General features: G+C 62.6%; 20 protein-coding genes. 11 read left to right on the top strand and 9 right to left on the bottom strand.

The window, feature by feature from the left end; genetic code table 11:
• Window positions 1-106 precede the first annotated feature (106 nt).
• Window positions 107-1,615, bottom strand: coding sequence for a CoA-acylating methylmalonate-semialdehyde dehydrogenase (locus tag RY831_RS15965; protein WP_326507362.1), 1,509 nt, complete (start codon window positions 1,613-1,615; stop codon window positions 107-109).
• 107 nt (window positions 1,616-1,722) lie between these two features.
• Here RY831_RS15965 and RY831_RS15960 point away from each other — a divergent pair, with 107 nt between their 5' ends.
• Window positions 1,723-2,598, top strand: coding sequence for a LysR family transcriptional regulator (locus RY831_RS15960; RefSeq protein WP_326507361.1), 876 nt, complete (start codon window positions 1,723-1,725; stop codon window positions 2,596-2,598).
• A 345-nt stretch (window positions 2,599-2,943) separates the two neighbouring features.
• A complete protein-coding gene (locus RY831_RS15955; RefSeq protein ID WP_326507360.1) occupies window positions 2,944-3,711 on the top strand; it encodes a 5'-methylthioadenosine/adenosylhomocysteine nucleosidase in 768 nt (255 codons plus the stop codon).
• 731 nt (window positions 3,712-4,442) lie between these two features.
• On the opposite strand, the gene RY831_RS15950 is transcribed toward RY831_RS15955, so the two are convergent.
• Together RY831_RS15950 and putA are read right to left on the bottom strand one after the other, a co-directional pair.
• Window positions 4,443-6,419, bottom strand: a complete 1,977-nt coding sequence (locus tag RY831_RS15950) for an AsmA family protein (protein ID WP_326507359.1) — start codon at window positions 6,417-6,419, stop codon at window positions 4,443-4,445.
• Window positions 6,420-6,642: 223 nt separating this feature from the next.
• Window positions 6,643-10,344 carry a trifunctional transcriptional regulator/proline dehydrogenase/L-glutamate gamma-semialdehyde dehydrogenase gene (gene putA, locus RY831_RS15945; protein WP_326507358.1) on the bottom strand — a complete coding sequence of 1,234 codons (3,702 nt, stop codon included), beginning with the start codon at window positions 10,342-10,344 and terminating at the stop codon, window positions 6,643-6,645.
• A gap of 146 nt (window positions 10,345-10,490) precedes the next feature.
• On the opposite strand from putA, the gene RY831_RS15940 reads away from it, so the two are divergent.
• Window positions 10,491-10,949, top strand: coding sequence for an Lrp/AsnC ligand binding domain-containing protein (locus RY831_RS15940; RefSeq protein ID WP_057288946.1), 459 nt, complete (start codon window positions 10,491-10,493; stop codon window positions 10,947-10,949).
• Window positions 10,950-10,959: 10 nt separating this feature from the next.
• Here RY831_RS15940 and RY831_RS15935 read toward each other — a convergent pair whose 3' ends face one another.
• Window positions 10,960-11,937 carry a GlxA family transcriptional regulator gene (locus RY831_RS15935; RefSeq protein WP_326507357.1) on the bottom strand — a complete coding sequence of 326 codons (978 nt, stop codon included), beginning with the start codon at window positions 11,935-11,937 and terminating at the stop codon, window positions 10,960-10,962.
• Window positions 11,938-12,032: 95 nt separating this feature from the next.
• On the opposite strand from RY831_RS15935, the gene RY831_RS15930 reads away from it, so the two are divergent.
• From RY831_RS15930 to RY831_RS15910, 5 genes are all read left to right on the top strand, one after another.
• A complete protein-coding gene (locus RY831_RS15930) occupies window positions 12,033-12,341 on the top strand; it encodes a DUF1272 domain-containing protein (protein ID WP_326507407.1) in 309 nt (102 codons plus the stop codon).
• Between the two features lie 142 nt (window positions 12,342-12,483).
• On the top strand, window positions 12,484-12,687 hold the full coding sequence (locus tag RY831_RS15925) for a hypothetical protein (RefSeq protein WP_326507356.1): 204 nt from the start codon (window positions 12,484-12,486) through the stop codon (window positions 12,685-12,687).
• 351 nt (window positions 12,688-13,038) lie between these two features.
• Window positions 13,039-13,407: a response regulator gene (locus tag RY831_RS15920; protein ID WP_326507355.1), complete on the top strand. Its 369-nt coding sequence runs from the start codon at window positions 13,039-13,041 to the stop codon at window positions 13,405-13,407.
• Window positions 13,408-13,549: 142 nt separating this feature from the next.
• Entirely contained in the window at window positions 13,550-13,750 is a 201-nt protein-coding gene (locus RY831_RS15915) for a hypothetical protein (RefSeq protein ID WP_326507354.1), read from the top strand.
• A gap of 62 nt (window positions 13,751-13,812) precedes the next feature.
• The gene (locus tag RY831_RS15910; protein WP_326507353.1) at window positions 13,813-16,038 is read left to right on the top strand and encodes a PhoX family protein; all 2,226 of its coding nucleotides are present in this window, start codon (window positions 13,813-13,815) and stop codon (window positions 16,036-16,038) included.
• A gap of 128 nt (window positions 16,039-16,166) precedes the next feature.
• Here RY831_RS15910 and RY831_RS15905 read toward each other — a convergent pair whose 3' ends face one another.
• Window positions 16,167-17,144: a LysR family transcriptional regulator gene (locus RY831_RS15905; protein ID WP_326507352.1), complete on the bottom strand. Its 978-nt coding sequence runs from the start codon at window positions 17,142-17,144 to the stop codon at window positions 16,167-16,169.
• Window positions 17,145-17,331: 187 nt separating this feature from the next.
• Between RY831_RS15905 and RY831_RS15900 the strand changes: the two genes are divergently transcribed.
• Together RY831_RS15900 and RY831_RS15895 are read left to right on the top strand one after the other, a co-directional pair.
• Window positions 17,332-17,649 carry a hypothetical protein gene (locus RY831_RS15900; protein ID WP_326507351.1) on the top strand — a complete coding sequence of 106 codons (318 nt, stop codon included), beginning with the start codon at window positions 17,332-17,334 and terminating at the stop codon, window positions 17,647-17,649.
• An 82-nt stretch (window positions 17,650-17,731) separates the two neighbouring features.
• Window positions 17,732-18,118, top strand: coding sequence for a hypothetical protein (locus RY831_RS15895; protein ID WP_326507350.1), 387 nt, complete (start codon window positions 17,732-17,734; stop codon window positions 18,116-18,118).
• Between the two features lie 96 nt (window positions 18,119-18,214).
• Here the strand turns inward: RY831_RS15895 and RY831_RS15890 are convergent, their stop codons facing one another.
• From RY831_RS15890 to RY831_RS15875, 4 genes are read right to left on the bottom strand one after another with little or no spacing between them, the layout of a single operon-like run.
• Window positions 18,215-18,637, bottom strand: coding sequence for a hypothetical protein (locus RY831_RS15890; RefSeq protein WP_326507349.1), 423 nt, complete (start codon window positions 18,635-18,637; stop codon window positions 18,215-18,217).
• 58 nt (window positions 18,638-18,695) lie between these two features.
• Window positions 18,696-18,956, bottom strand: coding sequence for a DUF5985 family protein (locus tag RY831_RS15885; RefSeq protein ID WP_326507348.1), 261 nt, complete (start codon window positions 18,954-18,956; stop codon window positions 18,696-18,698).
• Between the two features lie 4 nt (window positions 18,957-18,960).
• Entirely contained in the window at window positions 18,961-19,218 is a 258-nt protein-coding gene (locus RY831_RS15880) for a DUF5985 family protein (RefSeq protein WP_326507347.1), read from the bottom strand.
• A gap of 1 nt (window position 19,219) precedes the next feature.
• Window positions 19,220-19,612, bottom strand: a complete 393-nt coding sequence (locus RY831_RS15875) for a hypothetical protein (RefSeq protein WP_326507346.1) — start codon at window positions 19,610-19,612, stop codon at window positions 19,220-19,222.
• Between the two features lie 208 nt (window positions 19,613-19,820).
• On the opposite strand from RY831_RS15875, the gene RY831_RS15870 reads away from it, so the two are divergent.
• Complete coding sequence (locus RY831_RS15870; protein ID WP_326507345.1) at window positions 19,821-22,337, top strand: penicillin-binding protein 1A; 2,517 nt, start codon at window positions 19,821-19,823, stop codon at window positions 22,335-22,337.
• The last annotated feature ends 15 nt before the right edge of the window (window positions 22,338-22,352 follow it).

Genomic DNA, 22,352 nt, shown 5'->3' with positions numbered 1-22,352 from the left:
AAGCGCTGCTGCGTTTTTCCCGGCTTGTCCCGTTTACATCCACCCGCTATCCAAGGGTTTATCCACAGCGTACCTCGCTTGCCGGCAAGGAAAACCCCGGCTTTTCCTACTTCGCCACCGGCATGGTGAATTCCGCACCTTTCACGATGGAATCGGGCCAGCGCTGCATCACCGACTTGTAGCGGGTATAGAAACGGATGCCTTCCTCGCCGTAGGCATGGGTATCGCCGAACAGCGAACGCTTCCAGCCGCCGAAGGAATGCCAGGCCATCGGCACCGGGATCGGCACATTGATGCCGACCATGCCGACTTCGATGCGGCGCGAGAATTCGCGCGCGGTATTGCCGTCGGAGGTGAACAGCGACACGCCGTTGCCGTATTCATGCGCATTGATCAGCTGCACCGCCGATGCGAAATCGGGAACGCGCACCACGCACAGCACCGGGCCGAAGATTTCTTCCTGGTAGATCTTCATCTCGGGCGTCACATGGTCGAACAGCGAGCCGCCGAGGAAAAAGCCGTTTTCATGGCCGGCCACCTTCAGTCCGCGGCCGTCGACCAAAAGGCGTGCGCCGGACTGCACGCCATCCTCGATGTAGCCTTCGATCTTAGCCTTGTGCTGGGCGGTGACCACCGGGCCCATTTCAGCCTCGGCTTCCATGCCGTTCATGACCTTCAGCGCCTTGACGCGCGGGATCAACGCCTCGACCAGCTTGTCGGCCACGCTGCCGACCGCCACCGCCACTGAAATTGCCATGCAGCGCTCGCCGGCCGAACCGTAGGCCGCGCCGATCAGGGCATCGACCGCCTGCTCCAGGTTGGCATCGGGCATCACCACCAGGTGGTTCTTGGCGCCGCCCAAGGCCTGTACCCGCAGCGGATAAGGACCCTTGCGCTTCGCGCCTTCGGTATAGATGTATTCCGCGATCGGTGTCGAGCCGACGAAGGACACCGCATTGACCTGCGGATGCTGCAGCAGCGCGTCCACCGCCACCTTGTCGCCCTGCACCACGTTGAACACGCCGTCCGGCAGGCCGGCGCGCTTGAACAAATCGGCGATCATCAGCGACGGCGACGGGTCACGCTCGGACGGCTTGAGGATGAAGCTGTTGCCGGTGGCAATCGCCATCGGCGCCATCCACATCGGCACCATGAACGGGAAATTGAACGGCGTGATGCCGGCGGTCACGCCCAGCGGCTGGCGCAGCTGCCAGTTGTCGATGCCGCCGCCGATGTTGTCGGTGAACTGGGTCTTCATCAGTTGCGGAATGCCGCAGGCGAATTCCACCACTTCCAGGCCGCGAGTGACTTCGCCCTTGGCATCCGAAAACACCTTGCCGTGCTCGCGGGTGATGGCGGCGGCGAGGTCGTCATGATGCTGTTCGATCAATTCCTTGAACTTGGACATGATGCGCGCGCGCTTGAGCGGCGCGGTATCCGCCCAGGCTGGGGCCGCCGCCTGCGCCGCCGCAACGGCGGCATTGACTTCCTCGGTGCTGGCCAGCACCACCTGGCCGCTGACTTCGCCGGTGGCCGGATTGAAGACATCCTGCCTGCGTGCGCTGGCCGATTCGGTCAAGCGACCGCCGATGTGATGTTGGATGAGCTGTGTCATAAGGATTCCTTTGGCAATGTAACGATTTTTCAGCAGGATATCGCCGCCCCACCGCCAAATCCAATCAGTTATTATCAAAGCGATATAAGCATTCCTTATGGTGGACCATGGATTTGATCCAATTGCGCGCCTTCGTCACCGTCGCCCGCGAAGGCAATCTGACCCGCGCCGCCGAGCGCCTGCACCTGACCCAGCCGGCGGTGAGCCTGCAAATCAAGTCGCTGCAGACCGGCCTCGATCTGCAGCTGTTCCATCGCACCCCCGCCGGCATGGTGCTCACCGACGACGGCGCCAAGCTGCTGCCGATCGCAGAGCGGGTCATGGAAAGCGTCGCCGAATTCCGCCAGCGCGCGGCGGCCCTGCATTCGACCCTGTCCGGCGGCTTGTCCATCGGCACCATCCTCGACCCGGAATTCATCCGCCTCGGTCCTTTCCTCAAGCGCCTGGTGGAAACCTATCCGCAGCTGTCGACCCAGCTGCAGCAGGGCATGTCCGGCTGGGTGCTGCAACAGGTCAGGGCCGGCGAACTCGATGTCGGCTACTACCTCGGCACGCCCGGCAAGGAATTCCATGCGCAGGTGCTGACCTCCTTCACCTACAACGTGGTCGCGCCGCAGGGATGGAAGGCGCGCGTCGCCGGCAAGGACTGGGCGGCGCTGGCCGCCTTGCCCTGGATCTGGACGCCGCCGGAATCGGCGCACAACCGCCTGCTGTCGAAAGCCTTTGCCCAAGCCAGGGCGCAGCCGAACAAGGTGGCGCTGGTCGACCAGGAAATGTCGATGCTGGACCTGGTCAAGTCCGGGGTCGGCTTGTCGCTGGTGCGGGAATCGATCGCGCTGCGGGAAGCCCATGCGCATGGACTGGTGATCGCCGACAAGGTCAGCCTGTCGACCGAGCTGTCCTTCATCGCGCTGGCCAAGCGCAAGCAGGAGCCGACGATTGCAGCCGTGTTCGGCCTGCTGCAGGGAATTTGGCCGCGATAACAACACTTTGCCAAATCGGCCTGTGGATAACTGTATGGATATGCGCTTGAGCGCTTGGGGAGAACTCGAAATCTCAGATGACTGGATTTTCTTATCCAGATTCCATCCTTTCGCCATACACGGTTTGTGCAAGCGCTTATGCATGCGCTAGAAAATTGATTGCAAAGGGGTTTACCGGGTTATCCACAGAAAGGTGAGCACGTTAACAACTACTACTATTTTTAAATACCAAACCTAATTTAAAAACCCTCACTTCCTCATCGGCCACCCGGCTGCGCTGAATGCAGTAATGCAAGTACACTTGCCGGCCAAGCACTGTTCCAACCCTTCATTGTCAGGATTTGCATGCCACCACCGATTCCACGTCTCGGACTGATCAGCGTTCTGCACCAGGAACAGGCTGGCCTGATCGACAACATGGCTCAGCGGCATGCTGTTTCCCGTGGCATGCGTGACTATGTAAGCGGCCGTTTATGGGACATGGACACCGTTTGCGTGCTTTCCAGGATCGGCAAGGTCGCGGCGGCGGCTACTGCCGCCACCCTGATCGAGCGTTTCGGCGTCACGCATATCGTGTTCACCGGCGTGGCCGGCAGCGTCGATGCGGGAGTCAAGGTCGGGGATATCGTGATTGCCGATGCGCTGGTGCAGCACGACATGAATTCGGCGCCGCTGTTTCCGCGTTTCGAGGTGCCCCTGCTCGGGCAAGCCCTGTTTTCCTCGGACCGGCACCTGAGCGACTGGCTGTTCGATGCTGCCGGGCGGTTCGTTGCCGAGGATGTCGACCGGATGGTGGCGCAGGCCGACCGGGAATTGTTCCGGCTGGACCGGCCGCGGGTGCATCGCGGGCTGATCGGTAGCGGCGACGAATTCATCCATGGGCCGCAGCGGCGGGGCGAACTTCGGCGGGCGTTTCCGCAGTTGCTGGCGGTGGAGATGGAGGGGGCGGCGGTGGCGCAGGTGTGCTTTGAATTCGGGGTGCCGTTTGCGGTGATCCGCACGATTTCCGACGGCGCGGATGAATCGGCGCCGGGTGATTTCATGCAGTTCATCGAGCGGGTGGCGTCGCGGTATTCGTTCGGGGTTGTGAGGCGGCTCTGCGGAGTCGGATGAGGCTGGGTAGTGCAGGCCTCCGTGCCTGCACAGAGGGCTTTGTCCGGAGAGATGTTGATGGTTGTTTTCTCCGTGGGGCCTTGCTTTGCCGGGACTGGCCCCGGCGGGCCACCTACTTTTTTGCTTCGCCAAAAAAGTAGGCAAAAAAGGCGACCCCGCTGCCGTCGCCCCTGCGGGGTTCCCAAAAGTACCCAACGTAAAGCGGGAAGCGCAGAAACTCGCCTTCGGCTCAAACATCTGCGCTTCTTTATCCGCTTTACGTTGAGCACTTTTGGCGTCGTCAGAGGGGGATTCCACAGCCACTTTGCGCTGACGCAGCCAATTTTTAGTGAACCGGTCCTTTACTTTTTAAGTTGCAGGGTGGATCCGCGTTAACGAAAAGAGGTTATTCCGACAACCAGGCTGAATGAGTCAGCGCAAAGAGGCTGTGAATTTCCCCTTCTGACGACGCCAAAAGAGTGCAGCGCCGGGCGGATAAAGAAGCGCGGACTGTCTGAGCCGAAGGCGAGTTTCCGCGCTTCCCGCCGGGTGCTACGCTCTTTTGGGAACCCCGAAGGGGCGACGGCAGCGGGGTCGTTTTCTTGCCTACTTCTTTGTTGACACAAAGAAGTAGGTGGCCCGCCGGGGCCAGTCCCGGCAGAGCAAGCCCTCACGGAGAAAATAACATTCAAGCTCTCTCCGAACAAAGGCCCTCTGTGCAGGCACGGAGGCCTGCACTACCCAACCAAGCCTCACTTGCCCGCCGGCTTGAGCAACCCCGCACAATCACTCCCCTCCTCCGGACCCACGTGCACCAGCGGCAGCAAGGCCGCCGCCGGCCCAAGCAACCCGAGCGCAACCGCAGCCCCCGCCTTCAATGCAAGCGTCCCCCGATCCACCGTCACCTCCCGCTTCCTGAAATTGCCGTCGACATGGATCGGCGAGCGCAATGAAAGCAGCCGCCAGCCCTTGCTTTCCGGGTGCACCGTCAGCGCCACCTTTTCCCGTCCGAGATCCACCGTGCCGTCGACACTGATGCGCGCCTCGTCGGTATCGATAACGAAGGCGCGCGGCCGCATCACGCCCTTGGCAATTTCGATATCGGTCAGCGCGCAATTAATCTTTACCTGCTTGTCGCCGAACATCTGCGCCGCGACCATGCTGCTCACGTTCAGTCCCACTTTGTCGAGGAACAGCCGGCTCACCGTGCCGCCGTTGACTGCCGAGCGCAGTTCGCCGTCGGCGCCGGCCAGCAGGCCGGCGATCGACTTGCCGCTGCCGCGCAGCGAGGCATCGGCATTGATTTCGCCGGCGCTGCCCTTCATCAGCGGATCGTCGAACAGCCTGGCCAGCTTCAGATGCCGCGCAGACAGTTTCATTTCTCCCCGCAGCGGTTGCCTGCCGCCGTCCAGCCGCAGCGTCGCGCTGAGCTTGCCGCTGGCCATGCCGGCCTCCAGCGGCGCCAGCGTCAGCACGCCTTCCTGCAGCCGGATGCGGGTGACCAGGCTGTCGACCGGCAGCAGTTCCCTGCGCGCCATGCTGCGGGCAGTGAATTCGATATCGGTGTCGATCTTCCTCCAGCGCTCCGGACGCCAGGGGCGGTCGGGCAGGAGCCGGTCGGATGGCTTGTCCGTAGGGTTGCCGGGCTTGATGCCGACCAGCGGTGCCAGATCGCCGAACTGCAGCCGGTTGGTGACGATCCTGCCTTCCAGGCGCGGCCTTGGCAGCGCTTCCCCGCCGCGGCCATCGGTGCCATCCGTCTTCAAGCGGAAATGCAATTCACCGGCGATATCGGTTTCGCCGATGCGGCCGTCGAAATCACGATAGGTCCAGGACAGGCCGGGCGTGCCCGTCAGCCGGCCGCGCGTGACATAGTGGCGGGTATCCGGCAAGGCGATGCCCAGCAGCGGATAAAGCTGGGCCAGGCTGGCGCCTTTCACATCGACCCGCAGATCCAGCATCGGGCCGTCGCGCGGCCGGTCGAGGTAGCCCTGCAGATCGACTTGGGTTTGCGCGGCCGCCGGCCCCAGCTTCAGGCTGGCTTCGATCGGATAGCGGGCATCGCTTCCCTGGATCGCCAGCTGGCCCGAGCGCGCGTTGCCGCGGATCGGCTCGCCCTGGTAATTGCCTTTGATGCGCCAGCCGAGCAGGTAGGGATTGCCAGGGTCGCTATTGCGGCCGTCGAGGGTATCGACTTCGCCCTGCAATTCAAGGCGGCGCTGCTGGTCGGACAGCCGCACGCTGCCCTTGCCCACCGCGATCCGGCCGATTCGCGTCTGCCAGCCTGAATCGTCCTTGGGCTTGAAAGTCCAGTTGACGATGCCGTCCTTGCGTCGCTCGAGCAGCACTTGCGGCGCTTCGAGCGACAGGCTGGGAATGCGCAGTTCCTTGTGCAGCAGGCCAAGCGGATTGACGGAAAAGCGGACCTGCGCGACTTGCGCCATCACCGGCTGCGACGACCAGCCGGCATTGCCGAGCACGATGTCGGCGGCTTGCAGGTGCGGCCAGGGAATCCAGGCGCGCCAGCCGGCTTCGCCTTCCGCCGGCCGCCACACCAGCGACAGGTCGCCGCGGATCTCGAAGGAACGGCCGCTGGCTTCGGCGATGCGCTCGCCGACCCAGGGGCGGGCGCGGTTCCAGTCGAACGCGAAGAGAAAGGCGACGACAATAGCAAGCACAGCAGCAAGGCCGAGGCTGCCGCCGATCGCTATGTGGGTCGCGCGTGACATACGGTTAAGACGTTGACGGACTGTCAATGGTTCAGGGAGGAGCTAAGCGGGAAACGAGGAAGCTGATGCGCCTCACGAGGTCTTCCGCAAGGCAACCTGGCAAGGGATGCAAGCCTGCGGCAGACGATGCGGCCACGGCCGGCCAAAAAGAAACAGGGCGGGAAATCTTCCCGCCCTGCCGCACCTGTCCAGGTAGCTGCAGCTGCCTGCTCGGCGGCGAAGCTTACGCGCCGAGTGTCATCAGGCTGGCATTGCCTCCTGCAGCAGTGGTGTTGACGCATACCGCGCGCTCTGCCACCAGGCGCCACAAGGCGATCGGTTCGGCTTCGGCGGTCTCCACCAGCGGCACCAGCGCGCCGTCGCGCGCCGCCAGCGCCGCCAGGGTGTGCGCCATCTGCGTTGCATCGACCAGCGCGATCTGCAGCGGGGTCTGCGGCAGCTGCCGGATCTCCACGGTGGTCACCGCGCGCCTGACTTCCTGCGGCAGGCCGGCCGGCAGCAGACGCGCCGTTTCCGCCGTCATCACCGCTGTATTGCCAGTGGAAAACACCGCGGCCAGCTGGTTAAGCAGCGCCGGAGTGGTCGCGGCCGCGCACAGCACCGCGCCGCGCGGCGCGAAGCTCAGCGTATTGCGCTCGCCGGTCGGGCCGGGCAGCACCAGCGCGGTATCGAGCAGCGTAGCATGCGCATAGCTGTCGGCCAGCGCGGCGATGCGTTCGTGGCCGTGGGTGCCGGCCCAAGCCAGCAGGCTGTTGAAGGCCGGCTGCGACGATGCCGCATCCTTCTGGTGGATGGTGTGCGCAGCCTGCGTCACCGCGGCGTTGCGCTGCAGCCGCTTGAGATAGAGCGGTCCGCCGGCTTTCGGGCCGGTGCCCGACTTGCCTTCGCCGCCGAACGGCTGCACCCCGACCACCGCGCCGACGATGTTGCGGTTGACGTAGATGTTGCCGACATGCGCGCGCGAGGTGATGAAGTCGATGGTTTCATCGATGCGCGAATGCACGCCCAGCGTCAGGCCATAGCCGCTGGCGTTGATCGCATCGATCAGCGCCGGCAGTTCGTCGCGGCGGTAGCGCAGCACATGCAGCACCGGGCCGAACACTTCGCGCTGCAGCTCGGACAGCGAATTGATCTCGATGACTGTCGGCGGCACGAAGGTGCCGTTGTCGCAGGCGGCCGGCAGCGCCAGCTGATGCACCTTGCTGCCCTGGGCGCGCATGCGGTCGATGTGGCGCAGCAAGCCCTGCTGCGCTTCGGCGTCGATCACCGGGCCGATGTCGGTGGCGAGGCGGTCGGGGTTGCCGATGCGCAGTTCCTGCATCGCTCCCTTGAGCATCTTCACCGTCTTGTCGGCGATGTCGGCCTGCAGGCAGAGCACGCGCAGCGCCGAGCAGCGCTGGCCGGCGCTGTCGAAGGCGGAAGTAATGACGTCGGTCACCACCTGTTCCGGCAAGGCGCTGGAGTCGACGATCATCGCATTCTGGCCGCCGGTTTCGGCGATCAGTGGAATGTCGTGGCCTTCCTCGGCGATGCGCTTCGCCAGCACCCGGTTGATCAGCTGCGCGACTTCGGTTGAACCGGTGAAGATGACGCCCCTCACGCGGCTGTCGGCGGTCAGGCGGGCGCCCACCACTTCGCCGCGTCCCGGCAGGAATTGCAGCGCGCCGCGCGGAATGCCGGCTTCATGCATCAGCTGCACCGCGCGGTGGGCGATCAGCGGCGTCTGCTCGGCCGGCTTGGCCAGCACCACGTTGCCGGCGGCCAGCGCGGCGCTGACTTCGCCGATGAAAATCGCCAGCGGGAAATTCCAGGGGCTGATGCAGACCACCGGGCCGAGCGCGGCAGTCTGCGACCCATTGGGTGCCTGTCGGGTCTCGGCGGCGTAGTAGCGCAGGAAGTCGACCGCTTCGCGCACTTCGGCAATCGCGTTCGGCAACGACTTGCCGGCTTCGCGGATGGCCAGCGCCATCAGTTCCAGGCTGTTGTTCTCCAGCAGGTCGGCGGCGCGCACCAGAGCATCGGCGCGCATGGCCGGCGGCGTGGCCTGCCAGTCGGCGGCATAGGCTTGCGCCTGTTCCAGCGCGGCATCGACTTCTGCGACGCCGGCTTCGATCACCTGGCCGACCACATCTGCATGGTTGGCCGGATTGCGCACCGGCTGGGCCTGGCCGCTGGTGAAAGCGCCGGTGCCCAGCAACGGCAAGGCCTGCCATTGCTGCGCGGCGAAGCGGGTGAATGCGGCATCGACTTCAGCCAGCGTGTTTTCGTTGCTCAGGTCGAAACCGGCGGAATTGCGGCGCTCGGCGCCGAACATGTCGACCGGCAAGGCGATGTTCGGATGCACGGCGCCGCCCAGCTTGGCCGCGACGTCCAGCGGATCGGCGATCAGGGAGTCGATAGCCACGTTCTCGTCAACGATCTGGTTGACGAACGACGAGTTGGCGCCGTTTTCCAGCAACCGGCGCACCAGGTAGGCGAGCAGGGTTTCATGGGAGCCGACCGGCGCATAGATACGGCAAGGTTTGTTGAACTTGTCTGCGCCGACCACCTGGTCGTACAGGGTTTCGCCCATGCCGTGCAGGCACTGGAATTCATAGTCGTTGACGCCGCGCTCCTGGGCCCAGGTGTAGATCGACGACAGCGTGTGCGCATTGTGGGTGGCGAACTGCGGATAGATGACATCGGTCGAGGCCAGCAGCTTCTGCGCGCAGACCAGATAGGACACGTCGGTGTACACCTTGCGGGTATAGACCGGATAGCCGGGCATGCCGTCCACCTGGGCGCGCTTGATTTCCGCATCCCAGTAAGCGCCCTTGACCAGGCGCACCATGAACTTGCGGCCGCTGCGGCGCGCCAGATCAACCAGGTAATCGATGACGAACGGGCAGCGCTTCTGGTAGCCCTGCACCACGAAGCCGATGCCGTCGAAGCCGGCCAGTTCCGGATCGTGGGCAAGCGCTTCCATCAGGTCGAGCGACAGTTCCAGGCGGTCGGCTTCCTCGGCATCGATGTTGAGGCCGATGTCGTAGCGCTTGGCCAGCAGGATCAGCTGCTTCAGGCGCGGCAGCAGTTCGGCCATGGTGCGCGCGCGCTGGGCGCGGGAATAGCGCGGATGCAGTGCCGACAGCTTGACCGAAATGCCGGGGCCGTCCTTGATGCCGCGGCCGTTGGAGGCGCGGCCGATGGCATGGATCGCCTGCTCGTAGGCGGCGTAGTACTTCGCGGCATCTTCCTCGGTGAGCGCCGCCTCGCCCAGCATGTCGTAGGAATAACGGTAGCCGCGCTTTTCATTGTCGCGGCTGTTGTCGAGCGCTTCCTCGATGGTCTGGCCGGTGACGAACTGGTTGCCCAGCATGCGCATGGCCAGGTCCACGCCCTTGCGGATCAGTGGCTCGCCGCCCTTCGCGATGAGCTTGGTCAGCGCCGAGCCGAGGCCCTGCTCGCTATTGGTGCCGACCAGCTTGCCGGTGATCAGGAGGCCCCAGGTGGCCGCATTGACGAACAGCGACGGCGATTCGCCCAGGTGCTTGCGCCAGTCGCCCTTGCTGATCTTGTCGGCGATCAGGCGGTCGGCGGTCTGGTGATCGGGAATGCGAAGCAGCGCCTCGGCCAGGCACATCAGCGCCACGCCTTCTTCCGACGACAGCGAGAATTCATGCATCAGCGCATCGACGCCGGAGGCGCGGGTGCGCTTCTGGCGCACCGCCTCGACCAGCGTGCGCGCCATCTGCCGGATGCGGGCCTGCGCCGCATCGCTGGTTTTCGCCTCGCCCAGCAGCCATTGCACCGCTTCGCGTTCATCGCGGCGATAGACGGCGGTGATGGCGGCGCGCAACGGCGATTGCGCATGGTTGACATCGGCGTGGAAAGCCGAGAACGGAACGGAGGCGCTGGCGCGCGGTGCTGTTTCAGTAGCGGTGAGCATGAATGGGTCGAATCACAGAGATGAAAAATAATGATTCGATTGTAGGCAGGATCGCTAAGGATTAATTCTGGAAATCTCGTTCGCTATCTGAATTTTGTATTTTGTGGGACAATCCAGCCGAAGAAAATTTTCGGTGAATTGACACCATGCTCGACAAGATCAGCAAAAAAATCCTCTCCGAACTGCAGAATGACGGCCGCATCAGCAATGTCGAGCTGGCGTCACGCGTCAATCTGTCGCCGGCGGCTTGCCTGGAGCGGGTGCGCAAGCTGCAGGAAGCCGGCTATATCGTCAATTACACCGCGCAGCTCAATCCGCAGCTGCTCGACGTGTCGCTGCTGGTGTTCATCGAAGTCGTGCTCGACCGCACCACGCCGGAAGTCTTCGAAGCCTTCAAGCGCAGCGTGCAGGTGATTCCGGAAGTGCAGGAATGCCACATGGTCGCCGGCGGCTTCGATTACCTGGTCAAGGCGCGCGTCAAGGACATGAATGCCTATCGCGAATTCCTCGGCAAGTCGCTGCTGCAATTGAAAGGCGTGCGCGAGACGCATACCTATGCGGTGATGGAAGAAGTGAAGAACACCACCAAGCTGCCGATCCGCTGACTTTCCCGGTTCAAGCTTTTCGTTCCCCTGCCCTGCGATGCGTTTCCCGGAACAGCAGCGGGCTCACGCCGAAGCGCCGTTCGAACGCTTTCGACAGCCGCGCCGCCGTGCCGAATCCCGATTGTGCCGCGATCTGCTTCAGGCTGGCCGGCGTCGCCAGTAATTCGCGCGCCCGGTCCAGCCGCAATGTCTCCACCATCCGCGCCGGCGTCTCGCCGGCCGCCTCGGTAAAGCGCCGGTAGAAGCTGCGTTCCGACATCGCCATGCGCGCCGCCAGCTGCGGCACATCGAGCGGCTGGTCGAGGTGGGCCGCCATCCATTCCAGCAGCTCTGAAAACGGCGCGCCGGCGCGGCTCTGCAGACGCAGCATCGGACTGAACTGGGACTGGTAGCCCGGCCGCCGCGCATACAGCACCAGCCGCTCGGCGATGCGGTTGGCCGCGGCTGCGCCGAGGTCGCGTTCCACCATCGCCAGGCACATGTCAATGCCGGTGGTGACGCCGGCCGAAGTCCAGATGCTGCCATCCTCGACATAAAGCGCATCGGCGTCGACCTGCACCTCCGGAAAATGCTCCGACAGCCAGGCGCAGGCCGACCAGTGGGTAGCCACCTTCCTGCCGGCCAGCAGACCCAGCCGCGCCAGCAGCAGCGCGCCGGTGCATACCGAACCGAAGCGCGCCGCGCGCCGGTGCGCCTGTTCCATCCAGCTGCGCAGGTCCGGCTGCCCGGCGAGGCCGAGCAAAGCCTCTTCGTCGCCGCCGGCGACCAGCAGCACATCGACCTCATCCGGCGCGACCTCGGTCAAGGGATCACTCATCAGCACGGCCGCGCTGCCGCTTTTCACCGGCCCGCCGCCGGTCGACACGATGCGCACGTCGTAATGCGGAGAGGAACAGGCATCGTTGGCGGCGGCGAATACCGCCGCCGGCCCGGTGACATCGAGAATCTGGACCTTGTCGTAGACGAGAATGGCAATCAGCTTGGGCATTGGCAGAATTTAATGCATTCATGTCATTTCCGCCATTGCATGCCGGACTAGAATCCAATCAGCTTTTCTTTTTCTTCCAGATGAAGGATTTCCCCATGCTTGAACTGCGCCCCACCTGTGAACATTGCAATAAGGCACTGCCACCGTCTTCCACCGACGCCATGATCTGCAGTTTCGAATGCACCTTCTGCCGTCACTGCGCAGAGGTGGTGCTTTCGGGCACCTGCCCGAATTGCGGTGGCGGTTTCGTGCAGCGCCCGGTGCGGCCGGTGAACAATTGGATAGGTGACAATTTTCTGGGCAAATACCCAGCCTCGACGATTATCAAGTACCGGCCCGCCGACCTCGCCGCGCATGCGCTATTGCTGGAAAGACTCGACAATATTGCCCCGGAGCAGCGATAGTGCCGCCATCCGGCCGAAGCAAGGGTGAAATCCGCCGTCGGGCTGGCTTTCTTTGAGGCTTGTCAACAGCGCCCAGTCATTGAATCGGTAAAACAGAAAAAAGTTAGACGATGATAAACGGGAAATGACAGGAGATACCGCTATGACATGGTTCCATGCCCTCCCCTGGCAATGGCTTGAATCGCTGGCCATGGTGCTCTTCTGGACGCTGGTGATCGTGCTGGCGCTGGCGCCGATCAATTACCTGCGCGACCAGCTCAACGAGCAGATGCAGGAAAGCGATCCCTCCCTGCCGCAAGCCGATGCAGCCGGCCGCACCGCTTCAGGCCTCCACGGCAAGACATAGATGGGTTGTCTAGACGCGCCTGGACACATCTAGACACACCGGTCGAATCATCAAAAGACCGGGCATAAGTGATATCACGTATGCCCGGTACTGCCTTCATTTCCCTAATGAATTCCTCGTTTGAGCGATCTCAAATGCGGCGCAGTTTGCGGTCATTGCGGATTGTCATCTACCAGACGTCTGAGAAAATACAGCCCGCGCTATCAGCAGCGTTTTTTCCAAGTAACAGACAGGCGGTTATCAGATGCAGGATCCAGCACGTGTTCGACTTATCTCCCCCAGCCCTTCCGTTATCGCCGATACCGGCTCAGTCTGCCCGGCACGCACGATCACGGGATGTGCCTGATGGAGATGGCGTCACTTCGGATCCTGGTTGTCGAAGACAACGACTCCCTGCTGGAAATCCTGTGCGAAATGCTGGCTTCCCTTGGTTACCAGACCGTGGCCGCCGCCAGCGGAGAGGAAGCCCTGGAGCATTTGCGCGCCGGCTCCTTCAGCGTGCTGCTGGCCGATATCAACCTGCCGGGCATGTCCGGCATCGATCTGGCGACGATGGCCATAGAAATGACGCCCGCCATCAAGATCATCTTCTCTTCCGGATTCGGCTACCTGGTATCGGAACGGCTCGATTTCGATTTCGTGCTGCTCAACAAGCCCTACTATATCCATGAGCTGGCGCATGCGATTCGCAGCTCGGTCAAGCAGATGTCGGAGCAGTGAAACGCAGCTGCGCGCCGTCATCCAATTGTCATCCTCTCTTCATGTCACCGTAACAAATCCTCCGTAGCATCCCGGCTCGTGAAGTAAGCAGGCGGCTTGCCCGAATTGACCAACTTGCTCTTGGCGTGCCGGAGGAAACATCATGAATCCCGATATCGTAATCGTCAAAGAAGGTGACGGTTACCGGCTGCTGCACGGACATCTGCGACTGGCGACCGAACTGGGACGGACCGGTGAAGTGGATGTCGACGTGCGGGGCGAAGGCAAGATAACCATAGTCCGGGTCCAGGATGAATTGCACGTACGACAGGAGGGGCAGCAGTTGCCGCTCTACCGGCAGTAATGCAAGGGAATCGTCGGCCGGTTCAGGTCACGCGACGTAACAATCCAACTAGGACAACAGCCATGAACGACCTGACCCGCAGCGAGTTGCTGGAACCGGAAGAGTTCGGTACGAACACTTCGTCCAATCCTTCCCTTGAAAGCGTTCTCAATGCGCGTCTCAGCCGGCGTTCGATCCTGAAAGGCACTTTCGGCCTTGCCTCCACCGCATTCTTCAGCACCAGCGTCGTTGCCTACGGCGGCAGCGATGCCGTCGCCACCACCACTGCGCCGGAAGTCACGAAGAGCCTCAAGCTGAACTTCAATGCGGTCGCCAAGAGCCTGGCCGATGCGGTCACCGTACCGGCCGGCTATACCGCCACGGTGCTGTATCGCCTGGGCGACCCGACCGCCGCCGGCGTTGCCGAATACAAGAACGACGGCACCGAGAGCGGCGCATCGTTCGCGCAGCGCGCCGGCGACCATCACGACGGCATGCATTTCTTCGGCCTGGGCAGCGACGGCAAGTACAGCGCCTCCGCCAGCGACCGCGGCCTGCTCGTGATGAACCATGAATCCATCACGCCGAATTACCTGCATGCGACCGGCCAGACCATCGTCAACAACGTGCGCACCGTTGCCGACGAAGTGACGAAGGAACTGAACGCGCACGGCATCAGCGTGATCGAAGTCGTCCGCAACGGCAGCAGCTACAGCTACAAGAAGGACTCCAGCTTCAACCGCCGCATCACCACCTTTACCGAGATGACACTGTCGGGTCCCGCCGCCAAGAGCCCGATGATGATCACCGCCTATTCGACCGATGGTTCGAAGACCCGCGGCACGGTCAACAACTGCGCCAACGGCTACACGCTCTGGGGCACCTATGTCACCTGCGAAGAGAATTGGGCAGGCTACTTCCGCCGCGTCGCTGCAACCGATGATGCCAACCGCAATGCCAAGGAAAGAACTTCGTTCGCACGCTACGGCGTCGCCGGCAACGGCAACCACCTGTGGGCGACCGCGACCGCAGCGGGCGCGGACGATACCTCCTTCAGCCGCTGGAATGCGATGAAGATCGGCGCCAGCACCAACGGCAGCGACGACTTCCGCAATGCTCCCAACACCTACGGCTGGATCGTCGAGATCGATCCTTTCAATCCGACATCCACACCGAAGAAGCGCACCGCGATGGGTCGCTTCGGCCATGAGAACGCAGCCTTCCTGCCGGTAGTGGCAGGCCAGCCGCTGATCTATTACATGGGCGACGATTCGCGCGGCGAATACCTGTACAAGTACGTGTCCAACGCGCTGTGGGATCCGGCCGACGCGACCAGGGGCATGACCGCCGGCGACAAGTACCTCGATGACGGCAAGCTCTACGTCGCCAAGTTCAACGCCGACGGCAGCGGCAGCTGGGTCGAGCTCAAGTTCGGCAGCAACGGCCTGACTTCGTCCAACACCACCTATGCCTTCGCCGACCAGGCCGACGTGCTGATCAATGCCCGCCTGGCGGCGGATGTGGTCGGCGCCACCAAGCTGGATCGCCCGGAATGGGTGGCGGTCAATCCCGCCAACGGCGACGCCTATCTGACCCTGACCAACAACAGCAACCGCGTGCTGGCCAATCCGACGTCCAGCCAGCAGCTGGTCGATCCTGCCAATCCGCGCTTCTACAACGATCCGAAGGGCACTGCCGCGACTGCGCAGAAGGGCAATCCGAACGGCCATATCATCCGCTGGAAGGATGCAACGGCCGCCGCCACCACGTTCCAGTGGGATGTGTTCCTGTTCGGCGCGCGCTCGACCGCGAATGCGGCCAACATCAACGTTTCCAACCTGACGGCCAACAACGACTTCTCCAGCCCGGACGGTTTGTGGTTCTCCAACAATACCGGCCTGCTGTGGATCCAGACCGACGACGGAGCCTACACCGACGTCACCAACTGCATGATGCTGGCTGCGGTAGCCGGGAAGGTTGGCGACGGCGGCAAGAAGACCATCAACAATATCGACGGCGCGACGACCCGTGCGGTCGACACCTACGTCGGTGCGGCGCCGGGCGACACCAACCTGCGCCGCTTCCTGGTCGGCCCGAAGGAGTGCGAAATCACTGGTGTGGCCGAAACGCCCGACGGCAAGGCCATGTTCGTCAACATCCAGCATCCGGGTGAAGACACCAGGCCGACCTACACCAATCCGGCCAGCTTCGGCAGCCACTGGCCTGACGGCGGCAACGCCCGTCCGCGCTCGGCGACCATCGTCATCACCAAGAATGACGGCGGCACCGTGGGTGGCGGACTGGCTTAAGGATCAAGGCTTAAGGCTTCAGGCTTCAGGCGCCGAGCGGCAATGGGAAAAGCCCGCTTCGGCGGGCTTTTTGTTTTTCATCCATCTTTTCAATGCGGCGAAGGCATCGCTTGCCACTGCCGCTCTTTTCAGACCGCGCGTTTCTCGGCGACGCTGCTCAGCTTGACGAAGTTTTCACTGGTGGTGCCGCTCAGGTGGGAACGCAGCCACTTGTGCGCCGGGCTGCGGGTATCGCGCTCGTGCCAGAGCATGTCCACATGCACGTTCGGCGTGGCGAAGGGCAGTTCCTTGGTGATCAGCGCGCCGGTGATGCCGGTCGATGCGATCAGGTGGCGCGGCAGCACGGTGATCAGATCGGAAGTCGCCACCACGCGGCCGGCGGTGAAGAACTGGTTGACGGTCAGCAGGATGCGGCGTTCGCGTCCAAGCTGGGCCAGGGTTTCATCGATCAGGCCGTGCGCCCGCCCGGAAAAGCTTACCAGCAGGTGATTGGCCGAACAGTAGCTGTCGAGCGTCAGCTCGTCTTTCGCCAGCGGATGATTCTTGCGCATCACGCAGACGTAATGCCCGGAATACAGCTGTTCATGGCGGATCGGGGATACCGAGACGCCCTGCCCGCCGGCGAGCTGGGCGACGACGCCGGGGAAAAAACCGACCGCCAGGTCGATATCGCCGCGCAGCAGCATCGGCCGCGGTTCGCGGGTGGTGAGCGGCACCATGCGGATCGTCAGGCTGGGCGCCTCGCGCTCGATGGAACGCACCAGTGCCGGCAGCCACAGCGCGGCGGTCGCATCGGCCATTGCCATGCGAAACGTATTGCTCGCGGTTGCAATATCGAAATTCTGTTCCGGTGTGATCGCCTCTTCCAGTTCCGACAGCGCACGCCGCACCGCCGGCCACAGGGTCTCCGCGCGCAGCGTGGGCTTGACACCGTGCGCAGTGCGGATCAGCAGCTCATCGCCCAGGGCTTCCCTCAACCGGCGCAGTGCGTTCGACACGGCGGGTTGTGTCATTGCAAGGCGGCTTGCCGCGCGCGTCAGATTCTGCTCGGTCATTACCGCGTCGAAGACGCGCAGCAGGTTCAGGTCAAGGGTGAGGAAACTCATAGTCTGGCTCGTAAGGAAGATGCTTCAAGACATAAAACAAATCAAAGCAAGTCGCAGGTTCAGCCGTTGATATTCATGCAAAGTATAGCTGATATGCAAAATGTAAATTGGTTTTATAACTCCCCACTATTTATACTGCAATGCAGCAAAAGAAGATAGTAGCAAGTAAAAATATTGGGAGTAAATCATGTCTTTGTTAACCCTCGCCTTCCCCGTTGAAGCCGCATTACCCGCCCTGCAGGTATTCGCCGGCAATGTCGTCAGCTTTGTGCGCCCGCTGCTGGGGCTGAGCCTTCTCGCCGCCCTGCTGGTTGTTTTCAAGCCGCTGCTGGTCGGCCTGCTGCGCGCCGGACTGCTCCTCCTCAAGCCGCGCCAGACCCTGGAACAGCGCTCCGCCCGCAGCGCGCTGCGCAGCATCCTGATACTCAACAGCATGGCGCGCGACCTCGACGGCGTGCAGCCCAATCTCGCCAACGAACTGCGCTCGCTGGCGTCGCGCAGCTGAACCGGACAACTCGCCCATCTTGCATATGAATACGCTGTCACCACTATCACGTTCAGCCCGTTCACCTGCAGCACCGGCTGAATTGCCGCGCTTGCTGGTCGAATGCGCCCAGTTCGTACGCCATTCCCGCAGCCTGGCCTCGATGATGCCGGCGCTGCTCCTCAGCGGCGCCGCCAGCCTCCTGGTCGGCGTGCTGCTGCATGCGGTGGCGCCTGATGTCGTCGATGCCGCCGGTGTTCCCTTGCTCGGCTGGCAGGAAGCCTGGATGACGCTCTGGCCGCTGCTGTTTCCCCTGTTTTATCTGGCTAGCCTCGTGGTACGGAAGGCGCGGCATCTGGCTGCCGTGCGCATGACATGGCAGCCGGGGCTGGGCTTAGCGGAGATCGCCGCTGTCAGCAGGCAGATCGATGCAGGCCTGGGTCGACCGGTCCTGCGCGGATTGAAGCCACGCAACGACTATCTGGCCTGATCAGATCCCGATTCATTGTGAAACAGCCCTGCCGGCGCAAGCCCGCAGGGCTGTTTTCATTCCGTATGCCCGAGCCAGCGCTCAGCGTGTCGGGCATTACAGCCCGCTCAACAGCATATGGGTATCGATGACGCGCATGCCGTCCTGCATCTCGAGCCCGTCCGCCGCGCGCTGGACAACAAAGGGGCCGTAACCGGTTTCCTGGCGGATGGCAAACTGGAAAATCGCATCCCAGTCCATGTCATGCGGCATGACCCACACCACCTGGCGCCCGTTGTCTTGAGCTATGCCCGCATGTCTCAGGTTGGGGCAAATCATCCGGGCCCTTTCTTCCCGGCTCTGCGCATAGACGCCATGATCATCAGGAAGGGGCAGCACCGCAGGCACGCGCTTTTGCGTAAGCGATGCCGCGCCGGTGCGAAATCTTGCCCACGGCCCCAGCAAGATGCCGCCAACGATGTCCAGCTCGCCCTTGGAGAGAGGTTCATCGAGGTAATAACAGGAAAGTATGCGGGGCATGAATCGCGCTTTCTACAGGGTATGGAACCACCGGCAAGCTCGATGATAGCCCCCGGATTCAAGTCTTGGGCCGGTTCTTGTCGTAGATGGCGAACAGGATCAAGCCATAGCTGATCAGGCGGATCAGGTAATAGGCCGGCGAATTGTCTTCCATCGGGGTGGCCGGGCCAAGGGTCACCCGGTTGACGGCATCGATGAAAAAGGAGAGCGCAAAGAACAGGAAGAACCGGTCCCCGGTACTGCGCCAGAAACGCAGGAAGAACAGGCCGATGACCGACGAGGCCGTGACGATCGCGCCGAGCAGCATGGTATTCATCATGGTTTTACTCCTCCCAGATCAGGCCGTAGAGCAGCGGCAGCAAGGCGATCAGTGCCGATGCCAGGCGCCAGGGAATCAGGTCGACCGAGGTGGGGAATACGATGCGGTCCAGGATCAGCAGGATATTGTTGACGGACATGCCGGTGAAGCACAGCCCGCTCCAGAACAGCAGTCGGTAACCATTGCGCCGATAGGCGCGCAGCAGCATCCACGTACAGAGCATCGAGGTGATCGCGCACAGCGAATAGATAAAGGCAGGCATGTCAGGAATCCTTTCGCCATTTGAAGGCATCGGCAAACTGCTGTGCCTTCCTTGCGGAAGTGGAATGAATCAGGTGAGTGATTTCGACCAGATGGGTGGAATAGGCTGTGGCCAGGCGGTCGATGATGGCACGCAGGCTGTCGGACTCGGGCGCATAGAAATACAGCGCGGGCGCATCGCCCTCCGCGCGCAGGATGCCTGCTTCCTGCAGGTCCGAAAGCAACCCGGCCGCGGTCTTTTCGTTCAGATAGAGGCGTTGCGCGAGAGCGCGATTGTCCCAGCCAGTGCCTACTTCATTGCGCAGCAGCAGCATGGCTTCGAGATAGGGAATCGAAGGCACGCTGGTCAGTACGAAGCGGCGGACATCGTCGGCAATGGCGGTAGCTTTGATCATCCAATAAATTGCTGGGAAGAAAAGATGCAATGAAGAAATCGAATCTTACTGAGTGCAGCGCCGAATGTCGATTCGATGGAAGCTGTGATTGACATGGCTCAAATTAAACGCGCGAATTCATGGCAAGACGTTAAGCTTTTTCCAATGAAGGGGTAAAACCAAACAAGGTACCTTTTGTCCAAATGACCATCCTATAGAAAAGGCAGCGATGGTGGACAACAAGAGCAAGCCAGGCCCGAATCCGCATCAGTTCCCCAAGCCGCACCCATCCGCTCCGCGCCGCATACTGAGACGCGTCGTGCTCATCGTGACCGCGCTCGTGGTCACGCTACTGGTGGCGACGGCGGTGGCGATCAGCAGCTATATTGCCAAGATCGCGCCGACCACGCCAGGCATCGAAGGCCTGCAGGCGGTGCGGGAGGCACAGCCGAGCATACTGCTGTCGGCGGACGGCACGCATCTGGCCACGTTTGCCCGCGGCCAGCAGGAGCAGGTCACGCTGGCGCAGATTTCGCCGAATGTGATCAAGGCGCTGATCGCCACCGAAGACCACCGCTTCTACGATCATCCTGGCATTGACGTCAGTCGCTCGCTGTCGGCCATCGTGCATACGCTGCGCGGCGATGCCCAGGGCGGATCAACGATTACCCAGCAACTGGTGCGCAACGTATTTCCGGAAATCGGCCGCTCGCGGACCATAGAGCGCAAGGTCAGGGAAATCATCACCGCCATCAAGATCGAAAAAGCGTACGGCAAGGACCAGATCCTGGAAACCTACCTCAACAGCGTGCCTTTCCTGTACAACGTCATCGGCATCGAGATGGCGGCGCGCACCTATTACGACAAGCCCGCGGCCGAACTCGACGTGCTCGAGAGCGCCACCCTGGTCGGCATGCTCAAAGGCACCAGCTATTACAACCCGGTCCTCAATCCCGACCGTGCGCAAAAGCGGCGCAACGTCGTGCTGGCGCAGATGCGCAAGCATGGCGCGCTCTCGGCGGATGAATATGACGCGCTGCGCGAACAGCCCCTGCAGGTGAAGCTGACGCGCCAGCCCGATCCGCTCGGTTCCGCGCCGCATTTCGCCGGCTATGTGCGCCGCCAGATGCTGGAATGGGCCGACGCCAACGACTACAACCTCTACACCGACGGCCTGACCATCTACAGTACGCTCGACGACAAGCTGCAGAGCGCGGCGGAAGCCTCGGTGGAACGGCAGACCAAGGTGCTGCAGGATATCGCCGATGTGGAATGGGGCAGCAAGAGCAAACGGGTTGCTTCGCATACGCCTGCCGCCTATGCCGCGCTGCGCAAGAAGGTCGAGCCCTTCAGCTATTTCTGGACCGAACGCGCCGACCTGCTCGACGCCTTCATCCGCGAAACCGGTGAATACAAGAAGGCGGTTGCCGCCGGGCGCAGCGAGGAGGAGGCGCTGGCCGGCCTCAAGGCCAACGAAAAGTTCATGACCCGCCTGCGGGAAGGCAAGACCCGGCTCGAAGCCGGTTTCCTGGCGATGGATCCGGTCAGCGGGGAGGTCAAGGCATGGGTCGGCAGCCGCGATTTCGAGATCGACCAGTTCGACCATGTCGCCCAGGCCGAGCGCCAGCCGGGTTCCACCTTCAAGCCCATCGTCTACGGCGCCGCGCTGGAACAGGGTCTGCGTCCCGACCGCATCTATCCCGACGGCCAGGTCGAAATCCGGCTGGTCGACGGCGGCGTCTGGCGCCCGACCGACATGAGCGGCTTCAGCAACCGCATGATGAGCATGCGCGAAGGCCTGGTGTATTCGAAGAACACCATCACCGCGCAGGTCATGCAGGATGTCGGCCTGCCCAATGTACTGCGCATGGCGCGCGCCGTCGGCATCGAGCACAGCCGTCTCGATCCGGTGCCGTCGCTGTCGCTCGGCACCAGCCCGGTCACGCTGTTTGAAATGGTGTCGGCCTATTCGACGATCGCCAGGGTCGGCGAATACCGCAAGCCGGTGGTGGTGCGCAAGATCGCCGACCGCCACGGCAATGTGATCGCCGAATTCGGGTCGGAGCCGCAGCGGGTCATGTCGGAAGAAACCGCGATCGAGCTGATCGACATGATGCGCGGGGTGGTCCGCTTCGGCACCGGCACGGAAGTGCGCAGCCGCTTCAACATCGCCGCCGATATCGCCGGCAAGACCGGCACCACGCAAAACAATACCGACGGCTGGTTCATCATGATGCATCCGCGCATGGTTGCCGGCGCCTGGGTAGGCTTCAACGATTCGCGCGTGACCATGCGCAGCGACCACTGGGGCCAGGGCGGCCACAACGCGCTCCTGCTGGTGGGCGATTTCTTCCGTGACACGCTCAAGGCGAAGCTGGTCGATACCAAGATCAAGTTCCCCCAGCCCAAGCGTCCGCCGCCATTGATCGTCCAGGAACCGTCCCAGGAATGGGTCGACCGCGTGACGGAAAACATGGAATTGACGCCGCCGCCCGGTTATGGGGTGATCCAGCAGAATGGCACCACCGTCGTGGTCGGACCCGCCGGACAGGATCTGCCTGCCGAGCGCGCGCCCTCCCCCTCTTCCGGTTCATCGCAGGGTGAGGATGAGGCGGGCCGCTATCTCACCGACAGCGGACGCCGGCCGGCATTGTCCGGCATTCCCGTCGAAAGCAGCGGCAGCACCCCGGCCGGCACCTGGAACGCAGGCGGCGGCGACCTGAATTACCCGGTGCCGGGCCAGTAGGCTTTCGCGAGCACA

The organism is Noviherbaspirillum album (assembly GCF_035916955.1).
In the GTDB taxonomy this organism is placed as follows: Bacteria; Pseudomonadota; Gammaproteobacteria; order Burkholderiales; family Burkholderiaceae_D; genus Noviherbaspirillum; species Noviherbaspirillum album.
The sequence above is the reverse complement of the archived record's forward strand: the minus strand, read 5'-3'. Positions and strand labels throughout refer to the sequence as shown.